11 protein-coding genes are annotated in these 9752 nt (G+C 36.7%); 4 read left to right on the forward strand and 7 right to left on the reverse strand.

All coding sequences use genetic code 11. From position 1 onward, the window contains the following. The first annotated feature begins 528 nt into the window (after positions 1–528). Positions 529–726, forward strand: a complete 198-nt coding sequence (locus ACNPNW_RS04515) for a hypothetical protein (protein WP_448766598.1) — start codon at positions 529–531, stop codon at positions 724–726. Positions 727–728: 2 nt separating this feature from the next. Here the strand turns inward: ACNPNW_RS04515 and ACNPNW_RS04520 are convergent, their stop codons facing one another. Then, on the reverse strand, positions 729–2159 hold the full coding sequence (locus tag ACNPNW_RS04520) for an aminotransferase-like domain-containing protein (RefSeq protein WP_448766599.1): 1431 nt from the start codon (positions 2157–2159) through the stop codon (positions 729–731). Between the two features lie 93 nt (positions 2160–2252). Here ACNPNW_RS04520 and ACNPNW_RS04525 point away from each other — a divergent pair, with 93 nt between their 5' ends. Continuing rightward, positions 2253–2642 (forward strand): hypothetical protein, encoded by a 390-nt coding sequence (locus ACNPNW_RS04525; protein ID WP_448766600.1) that lies wholly within the window; start codon positions 2253–2255, stop codon positions 2640–2642. 263 nt (positions 2643–2905) lie between these two features. On the opposite strand, the gene ACNPNW_RS04530 is transcribed toward ACNPNW_RS04525, so the two are convergent. From ACNPNW_RS04530 to mobQ, 3 genes are all read right to left on the reverse strand, one after another. Continuing rightward, positions 2906–3469 carry a plasmid replication DNA-binding protein gene (locus ACNPNW_RS04530; RefSeq protein ID WP_336755129.1) on the reverse strand — a complete coding sequence of 188 codons (564 nt, stop codon included), beginning with the start codon at positions 3467–3469 and terminating at the stop codon, positions 2906–2908. 63 nt (positions 3470–3532) lie between these two features. Further along, complete coding sequence (gene repM / locus ACNPNW_RS04535; protein ID WP_336755127.1) at positions 3533–4426, reverse strand: replication initiation protein RepM; 894 nt, start codon at positions 4424–4426, stop codon at positions 3533–3535. Between the two features lie 527 nt (positions 4427–4953). Next, the gene (mobQ, locus tag ACNPNW_RS04540) at positions 4954–6390 is read right to left on the reverse strand and encodes a MobQ family relaxase (protein WP_448766601.1); all 1437 of its coding nucleotides are present in this window, start codon (positions 6388–6390) and stop codon (positions 4954–4956) included. Positions 6391–6600: 210 nt separating this feature from the next. Between mobQ and ACNPNW_RS04545 the strand changes: the two genes are divergently transcribed. Both ACNPNW_RS04545 and ACNPNW_RS04550 read left to right on the forward strand, forming a co-directional pair. Further along, the gene (locus tag ACNPNW_RS04545) at positions 6601–6876 is read left to right on the forward strand and encodes a DUF8583 domain-containing protein (RefSeq protein ID WP_155757254.1); all 276 of its coding nucleotides are present in this window, start codon (positions 6601–6603) and stop codon (positions 6874–6876) included. Positions 6877–6917: 41 nt separating this feature from the next. Beyond that, positions 6918–7109: a YqaE/Pmp3 family membrane protein gene (locus ACNPNW_RS04550; RefSeq protein WP_005249151.1), complete on the forward strand. Its 192-nt coding sequence runs from the start codon at positions 6918–6920 to the stop codon at positions 7107–7109. A 377-nt stretch (positions 7110–7486) separates the two neighbouring features. Here the strand turns inward: ACNPNW_RS04550 and ACNPNW_RS04555 are convergent, their stop codons facing one another. The 3 genes from ACNPNW_RS04555 to ACNPNW_RS04565 form a co-directional block, all read right to left on the reverse strand. After that, the gene (locus ACNPNW_RS04555) at positions 7487–8362 is read right to left on the reverse strand and encodes a hypothetical protein (protein ID WP_005020936.1); all 876 of its coding nucleotides are present in this window, start codon (positions 8360–8362) and stop codon (positions 7487–7489) included. 76 nt (positions 8363–8438) lie between these two features. Then, positions 8439–8834 carry a type II toxin-antitoxin system tRNA(fMet)-specific endonuclease VapC gene (vapC, locus tag ACNPNW_RS04560; protein WP_005020938.1) on the reverse strand — a complete coding sequence of 132 codons (396 nt, stop codon included), beginning with the start codon at positions 8832–8834 and terminating at the stop codon, positions 8439–8441. Then, entirely contained in the window at positions 8831–9061 is a 231-nt protein-coding gene (locus ACNPNW_RS04565; protein WP_005020941.1) for an antitoxin, read from the reverse strand. Before ACNPNW_RS04565 ends, vapC begins: the two co-directional genes overlap by 4 nt. Positions 9062–9752 lie beyond the last annotated feature (691 nt).

Genomic DNA, 9752 nt, shown 5'->3' on the forward strand with positions numbered 1-9752 from the left:
GGTGCGATCTTTCTTATTCTTGTTGTTTGGAACATCCTGTTCTCTATGGCTTCATCATAGGAAAATTCACCTATCCTGGACAGCCGCAAAGGGCCGAGTTTCATGTACGCCAGGGCGTACAAAATAGCCTAAATTTTATCCACAGCGATTGGGGATAGTTTGAGATTCAGAAAGCTGATGAAATGGGCACTCCTTCCTTAATTGATCATTTATTAACCAATTTTCTTGGCAAAATGTTACAGATTCGCCTAAAAACTCACCAACTTATTACAAAAGCCGTTTTTTTGCCTTTTCTTGGTTATGACGAAATTTTTAAGTGATTGATATTTATGTTAATATACAAGTGTACTTCGTATAACCGCCATTATGTTAAATAGATAGCAGTTGGGAGATTATTTATTCTTTCAATAGACAAAAACTTGCGGAATTTTTCTTAATTTGTAATCCTTGCGGCCAAGGGTGTCTAGCGTAGCTAAGACAGGTATTCGTTATAGTCGGGCCGCTATAATACGGATGACGAGTGCCTGTATGTTTAACCTAAATATCTTTAACAAGACCTCTAGCGAAGTATTAACCATCAAAAATAATCTTGAGCTGAATTCTGAGAATCAACTGATAACTAAGTATAAGACTTCTACTTCTGAAGATTATAAAAAAGCAATTATTTTGATCTTTAAAGAACGTGGCTATACCAGGTTAGAAATAGGTCAGCTATTTAGTAGTTAACTCTAAGACTTTAATTGATGCCTTGCCCAGTCTGCAAGGAGATGTATTGCTTGTCTAACTTCATCTGATAGCAAATGTCCAGCATTGATCCTTATACAATTGTTATAGCGATTGCCTGCACCAAAAACCAATCCCGGCACAATATTAATCTCTTGCTGCTGAGCGAAGCAGTACATTTCCCAACTATCTATTTGTTGTGGAAACTGGAGCCATAAAATATATCCTCCTTGAGGATTGGTTAACCCAAAAGAAATATCTTTAAAAGCTTCTGCGATGAAGTATCGATATTCTTCTACCTGCGCCCATAGCCTCGGGCGTAAATTATTTAAATGTTGTCTATATGCGCGACTATAAATTAAGTCTGCCAATCCAAGTTGTAATGGAGTATTTACATTGATGTTCTGTGTTATCAATTTAGCATGCAGATTTATGAGTCTTGAAGGAGTACAGAACCAACCGATTCGATAGGCGGGTGAAACTGTTTTAGAAATAGATCCACAATATATGACGTATCCATCTTCATCCCAGTATTTGATAGGCAAAGGTCGTAGATTATCAAAACAACATTCAGCATAAATATCATCTTCGATAACATAGCATTGATATTTAGCAGCCAATTGTGCAATTTTTTCTTTATCTTTGTTTGTTAAGCAAAACCCCAAAGGATTTTGATAGTTAGCTGTTAATAGGCAGACTTTTGCTCCCGAATGTTGCATTGCTTGTTCTAATCGCTCTAAGTCAAATCCCTCTGTATGTGCAGGAACTTCAACAATTTTCCGCTTAAGCAAGGCTAATAATTGCAACTGACCGTTATAACATGGAGTCGGGACAATAATACTGTCGCCTACTTGAGTTAGCTGTTGAACTATTACTGATAGTGCAGGCATACATCCATTACTAATGTAAATACTCTCTGGAAGGATATAGAAACCATCTTCTGCCCAATGAGCGGATAGAGCTTCGCGTAAAAGAATGTGGCCTTGTCGATCACTATAGAGAAAATCTTCAGCTTTACTATTTTTAATTGCCCGTAGCATTGACTGCTTTAAAAAAGTAACCGGAATTAAGTCAGGAGAAAGTTGAATTGAGCCTAATTGAGCTAGTTTTTTCTTAGTTGCTGCTTCTTGGATCTGAATTTGTAGATCTAAATGAGAAACCTCGTGTATACCTGGAACAAAATCAGAATGGTGAGGTAAAGCTAAATTAGAGAGTGTTTCTAATCCATTAATATTCTGAACAAAGTATCCCGATTTGTTGACCACATAGATAAAGCCTTGGGCCTCTAATAGATCATAACAAGATTTTGCCGTATTAATACTGACCTTATGTTGTTTAGAAAATTGACGTAAAGACAACATTTTTTGTCCAGATTCTAACTCTTGACCTTTGATTTTATTAATTAATTGATTTGCTAAGATCTGATATTGAAACATTGTCAATCTGTACCTGTTTTTTAAATTTATCTGCATCTGTATCCATTAAAGTAACAGATATATTCTGTTTTCAGGTACAAACGGATACTCATTATGAAAATTATTTTGATGCTCTTAACATTAGGAGGATTAACTGCTTGTAAACTAGAACAAGTTTCTCAACAAGTTCAACAGCAACAAGATGTATGTGAGGGAGTTATCACATCATTTCTTAAAGCACAAAGTTTAGAAAATTATCAGCTTTTAGGTATAAAAGCTTTATCAGATCTCCCTAAAAAATATAGTTATCAGTATCGCTTTGAAGGCGATCTTCATTTTATAAATATTCCTAAAAGACCAAATTTAAACTTTCAATGTGGTGAGAATTTTGATCAAAAAATTGAAGTAAAATTAGTAGATGGTGAAAAAAAAATATTGATTGGAGAAATGAATATTTTAAAGGCTCAGATAGTGAAAGAAATTATAGCCTATCGAAATTTATGAAAATTTAGTATTCCTAAAATTAACATAATACACCTTATACGAAATGCTTGATATTTATCTTTAAATATCATTATATTAAAGCAAGCCGTTCTGGAATATAGGGCACCAGAGCGGCTTTTTATTGATTATTCATGTTCCACTCCTAATTTTTAATCAATGTTCCACGGTTTTATTCAGTTTTAATAAACATCATCCGGTTTTTTGAGGAGTCATTATTTCATTGCTGGCAATGAAATTGGCTCATCAAAAAATTGGAGTCCTGGTTAACCATACGGAAGGAAAAAACGGCTCAGGAAGCCTCTCTTTTTAGGTTCTGGCTCAACATGTTCTGGAACAGGGATACGTTTGTTCTCTGGAGTAGTCAATCCGTCCTCTTTAACCTGCTTTAACTGAATATTTGTTGCCATATCAGTTGGTTTTGGCGAAATATTACTTTCAATATTCTCTTTATTAGGTTCACTAATAGCTTTAGATGGCTTCATTTCAATTAGTGTAAGAAGCGTATCGATACGAGCATTAGCTTTAGCCTCTCTATCTTCTGCTTTTTCTAATTGTTTCTTTAAAAAGTCGATCTGATTTTTCAACTCTACTACTGTTTTATCAGTGTATTCGGGTGTATCCAGATTCTGTATTAGAGACGTATCAATACGTTTTGACTGTTTTCCAGAAAACGGTTCACCATATACACGCAATAATTCTGAAAAGTCTATAAAGCCATCATGATCACGGCTTAATACCCCATTTTTTATATCTTTATAAAGTGTCGCTCTAGATTTTTTATACAGTGTGGCAGCATCACTAACACTGTATTTTGTACTTGTTTTCATAGTGTATTACTGTGTATTTAAGATACGTATTGAAGAATACAATAAGTGTATTCTTCAATACACTCAAGATTTGAAGCCTAAGTTCCGTAAGTAAGGTAAAAACTGCTTCTGTTGTTTTGGATCTCTAAGTTTTTCCTTGATTTTTGAAGCTAATATTTCATAGCTCTCGCCCTCACGTGCTAGATGAGAAAGTTCATGTAGACGTGATAGTTGATTACCAAACATGTTTATCTGAGCATCTGTTAACTTATAGAACTCTTTCGGTATGTCTGTACTTTCCTGACCAATACTTTTTGTTTTTTCTTTAAAAGAAAAAGTAATGTGAGTAACTTTACGACCTGTTTTTTTCTGCTCATACGTCACACGTAAAGGGCTGTATTCATTTATTTGATCTACAGCAGTATCAATTACCCTTTTTTTAAAATCAGCAAATAACGGATACTTTTTACCTAGTTCCAGCATGGTTCGTAGATTATCAACAGAGATTTCACGCTTACCTATTTGTCTGTATTGCACCAGTAACTCATAGATACGGATACCGTACCCACTGTTGATACCCGCGATATCAGATAGAGCATATTTCGTAAATTCTCTACTTAGGTTAGATATAAAAGGCAAAATTGGTTTTGAAAAGCGAATACCAATGACACTTTGACTATCTAAAAACTGAACCTCTTGTACCCATCTCATTTTGATAGATTTATCGTCTACAGAGAGGTTGATAGACCTTTCATAAAGTCTATTAATCCCTTCTTTTAAATCTCTATAGGCTGTTTTCTCGTGTACTCCTAGGAGCTGTAATTCATTAACACTCACTGGGTATAACTCATCATCTGTGATGGGTTGATTCTTTGGAATACGTGAAATGGCTGCCAAGACAATACGTTGCTCTACGGCACTTAATTGATATGAAGCTTCTATAACTTGATTTGATTTTACAACTTGATTCTTATCCAAAATAAAACCATTTAATTTTTAATATATGACAAATATATACTTGTCATAGTTAGTAGTCAATCCGTCATAGTTAAGTAGTCAATCCGTCATAGTTAGTAGTCAATCCGTCATAGTTAGTAGTCAATCCGTCATATTTAAATACTGAAACCATTGCTACTAAAGGCATACAGAGGGCTGAAAAGATTTAAAAGATTTAAAAATAATTAAAAAAGGGAATTTGAAAAATTGCCCTTGGTTTTCGCTTCGCTCAAACTCTATTGAATCTCGCTTTCGCTCGATTCGTCGGGGCAATTTTTGGTTCATATTTTCGTGAATTTGAGGAAAAGCAAAAGCAAGATCAAAAGCAACTCGGAATTCGCTTCGCTCATGAGCTTTTTTTCTCGCTACGCTCGGTTTAGGGATTAAACTTGGAAAGTTCGCACCCATTCGGGATGCTCTGATATGCAGGTGATTGATGGATAGGGAGCTTGTAATCAGGGAAAGGAAAGGGCAAATTTTCTCAGTTCGCTCGTAGACACTCGCTCTGTTTATCGACTCATGCCACGAGATTTCATTTTAGGCGCATGTTGCTGTGCTTTGAGCTGTTGTTCTTGTCTGAGTTTCATTTGTTGTTCTGCTTTGATCTCATTCACACATTTCTTAATAACTTGATAGGTTGAGTATAGAGTTTGGTATTGCTTGGCTTTGGCCGGATGTTGTTGTTGGTACTGCTTCCAGGCATGTTCTTTGAACTTTTCATTTTCCAATAAATCCTTCACACCATGTTTTTTCTGGTGTTCATGCTGACCTTTTAGCTTTTTGTGTTCCTGATAAATCTCGTCACGTTGGGCTTCCCAGGCTTTTTTTCCAAACAGTAAGGGTTTGTTCTGGGTTAATTCGTTGTGTTGATCGACCAGGCTTTGCAATTTGTCATAACTTTGCTTGAGTCGGCTCTTCACGATGTCCTGGGCGAGCTGCTGATTGAACTCGTTTTCATGTTTTTGCATCTTGCCGAAGGTATTTTCGGCCTTTTTAAAAACATCCTGCATAAATTCTAGGTCTAGATTCGCGTCTTTTGCGCTGATTTCGCGATTTAGCACTTTGCCAAGGGTTTCCCTCTGTTTTTCCTCAAACAGGGCTTTTTCGTCAATTGGTGGCGTTTTAGCGCTATGTTTGATCTGAATCTGCTGTTCAGTTTTCAGTGTGCTGAGTTTGATCTCATTTTCAGCAATCAGCAGATCCATATTTTTGCCGTATTGCAGCTGAGCCTGATTTCTCTGTTTGATTTGATCATTGCTGCGGCTGATTTCGGTCTCAATCCCTTTTCGACGTAGTTCGGTGACTTTCGGTCCTTCGTGCAGGGTCGCTTCCAGGCCATTCTCTTGGTCTTTGTAGCTGCGGTGGTCGACTCGGGCGGTGTATCCGGCTAGATCCAGGTGCATATTGCAGATATCGGCAAAGTGTTCGCGCCAGTGTTCAATTTCTCCACTGTGTTTCTGATCCAGTTCCCGGGTTTTCTCAGTAAAACCTTCCGGAGTGAGCTTACGTGTGCTCATCAGGATATGGGCGTGATAATTGCGTTCATCACTGCCGGATCCAGTATGCGGTGCATGGATACAGGCATCGACGGCCACCTGATGTCTGTCCACGATACTGGCGCATAGTTCTTCGAGCATGGCCAGACGTTGTTCCTGGTTCAACTCACTTGGAAAGGCAATTTCAAATTCCCGGGCGACTGTCGAGTTTTTTCGGGTTTCTCGTTGTTCCACTTCGTTCCAGAGTTTTCCCCGGTTTTTTAAATGCTCTGGTGCGCCTTCGGGTAAATAAATCTCTTTGTGTTCTACCCCAGTTTTTCGGCTGTAATCATGTTCTCGGCCTTCACGTTCACAATAGATCTTTTCACCGGCCCGATAGGCGATTGCAGCAGTGGCGGAACGCCCTGCAGATCGTGCTACGGTTTTGACTGAAAAGTGGTAAATCGCCATGCCTATTTTTCGCTTTTAAATTTTCACATAGTGAAATACAACCGTGCATACGGTTGTCGGGGTATTGGGGGAGACCCCAATCGGACTTGCAAACGAAGTTTGCATAAGTGCGCTCTTAGAGGAAAACATTACTATACATATAGCACCTTGAATGCAGATTCAAGTGCGCTTATGTTAGGGATGGTTTCCCAAGATGATGGTATTGGATTAATGAGCGTTACTGAAACACTAGACAGCAAAATCAAAGCACAGGAAGAAAAGCTAAAGCAGTTAAAGGCTCAAAGACAGGCAGCACTAGCAAGAGAACGTGCTAAAGAGAAAGAACAGGCAAGAAAGAACGATACCAGACGTAAGATTTTAATCGGATCCTGCATGTTAAAAATTACCGAAGATGATGAACAGGCTAGAGCCAAATTAATTACACAAATGGATAAGTATTTAACAGACGAACGTGATCGAAAATTGTTTAATTTACCCCTTCAATAGAAATTAATTCACCTGAAATAACGCATCAATAGGAATGTAATATGAGACTTCTGATTGCTTTGCTTTTTCCCTGGCTGCTATTTTTTACTATTGGCAGACCATTCGCAGGAATGATGTGTTTATTTCTTCAGATTACGATTCTAGGTTGGATCCCAGCTGCGATCTGGGCGGTCTATGCTTTGTCGGAATACAAGACTGATCAGAAAATTAAAAGAACAATTCGCTCATCATAAATAGTGTAATTGTGTGATTTTTAGATCTGATTGATTTTGTGATTTCCATCACACTTACCCATAAGTGAATGATCAGATTGTGAAGATTATTTGAGCAATAAGTGATCTAATAAGTCTTATAACAATAATTATAAAACTCCAGAGGTAAAGAAATTAATCCTCTAATTCTTAGTTAGAAAAATAATTAAAACAAGAATTAGAGGATTTCATTTTTTATCGAGTTCACTCTATTTTTTGCCATAAAGCTCCTATCCAATATGGGTATGGGGCTATTTTTTTGACTTCGTATAAGAGATTTTATGTTAAACACCACATTAAAAGAGGTGTTTAAAAATTGAAGGCCAGTCAAAGGTAGGCCTTTAATTTTTATTATAATTTTATTCTAAATTTAGAATATTCAGCAGCCTGAGCCATAATGACTTTTTTTCTAAAACTGCTGTATTGGGAGTATCCGATCCATTAATTACACGAGTATTAGAAGAAGTAATTTCAGAATATCTTATTGAGGAAATAACTTGGTTTTGAGGATGACTGTTACTCCCTTTATTTACTTCAGCTAACTTAATTTTAAGATCACCTCTGCCCTTGAGGTAAGGATATATATCGAGCATTGGAAATTTTTTACCTACATTATGCTCAGCAATAAAAAATAATTGAGGCTCAGGCAAGAAATTTGCTGGAAACGTAATCATACTTTTACTATTTAGATTAATTGTTTGATTGAATTTTGGATCAATTAGATAGTATTTTAATTCAGGATTAAAAGGCAACGCACTACTAGCGACTGGAAAGTAGCGAAATACACCGCTTCCTTTACTAACCTTATCTAAAACAATATACAAAGTGTGGCCTTGATATTCAGGCTCAATTTTGACTACTTTTTCGAACTTTAAATTGCCTTCAATCGACTGCTTTCCTGTCGTTGGTTCAAAAAAGATCTGTTTAAGTTGCTCATTCATTGGAATTAAAACGTCAGCTACTAGCTGACCTCTTGTGGTACTACTATTTACAATAGGTACAGGTTTATTAACCTCAGCTTTCCAGCAAGTAATTGTTGAACATAAAGTGAAATTAGAGATATTAATCTCACCCTGATCATTATTGCTAGAAACAGCCAGACTTACTCTCAAACGTGACATCTTATTTTCTTGATTACCCTTATATTTTTCTAAATTTTGTGGTGTAAGCGGGGGGGAAGTAGCAAAAATAGATGTTGAAGATACCAGTAGAGTTAATACAAAGATTTTTTTCATTTTTATGGAATCTTAATAGAATTAATATTATACAAATTATGAGAAATCTAGTCCTTAAAAGGACTAGAAATTGTAATTAAACCCAGTTTTCTAACTTTAATCCATCTATACGCTCAAATTCCTTGATGTTATTTGTGACTAATACAACATCTAAAGCTAGGGCATGCGCTGCAATTAGCATATCCAAACTACCAATTATTTTACCTGTAGATTGTAGATCTTGACGTAGTTTTGCGTAATGCCAGATTGCTTTCTCATCGTAAGGTAAAATATCTAAGGGTGATAAAAACTTGTTCAATGCCTGTTTGTTACGCTCAGAGCCAGATTTTTCAACGCCAAAAGCTAATTCGGATGCTGTTATGCTTGAAATCGCAAGCTGACCAAGCTGGTATTGTTTAAAGCGTTCAAAAACATGCTCTGGCTTATGATTGATCACATAGATACAAATATTTGTGTCTAAGAGGTAAATCATTTGAAATCCTCACGTACCTGTTCGCCCTGATCTGCCCGTTCTAACTTGAATCCAACTTCAAACTCGTTTAGAGCTTCTAGCATTACATCCCAAGGATTGTCGATAGGCATCAATAACACACCACGTCCAAAACTTTTAATCGCTACTTCAGTACCATTAAAACGAAATGCTTTAGGTAACCTAACGGCTTGACTTCGACCTGTTTGAAAGACTTTAGCAACTTCCATTTTTTATCTCCTAATAGGATAGGTATCATTGATACATATCTTATCATTAAATAATTTGTAGCGTGTGATTTGTTGTAATTGGTGAATGACTTTAATCCATATTCTAGATGTCCATCCAGGCCTCATCTAAAAGTACAGAGCATAAAAAACCCCGGCATCCTGCCGGGGTTTTTCATATTGGGTTGCTAAGTATGACTCCTGTCTTACCTCACGTTCCTGGTGCGATCTTTCTTATTCTTGTTGTTTGGAACATCCTGTTCTCTATGGCTTCATCATAGGAAAATTCACCTATCCTGGACAGCCGCAAAGGGCCGAGTTTCATGTACGCCAGGGCGTACAAAATAGCCTAAATTTTATCCACAGCGATTGGGGATAGTTTGAGATTCAGAAAGCTGATGAAATGGGCACTCCTTCCTTAATTGATCATTTATTAACCAATTTTCTTGGCAAAATGTTACAGATTCGCCTAAAAACTCACCAACTTATTACAAAAGCCGTTTTTTTGCCTTTTCTTGGTTATGACGAAATTTTTAAGTGATTGATATTTATGTTAATATACAAGTGTACTTCGTATAACCGCCATTATGTTAAATAGATAGCAGTTGGGAGATTATTTATTCTTTCAATAGACAAAAACTTGCGGAATTTTTCTTAATTTGTAATCCTTGCGGCCAAGGGTGTCTAGCGTAGC

Source organism: Acinetobacter endophylla (assembly GCF_053543775.1).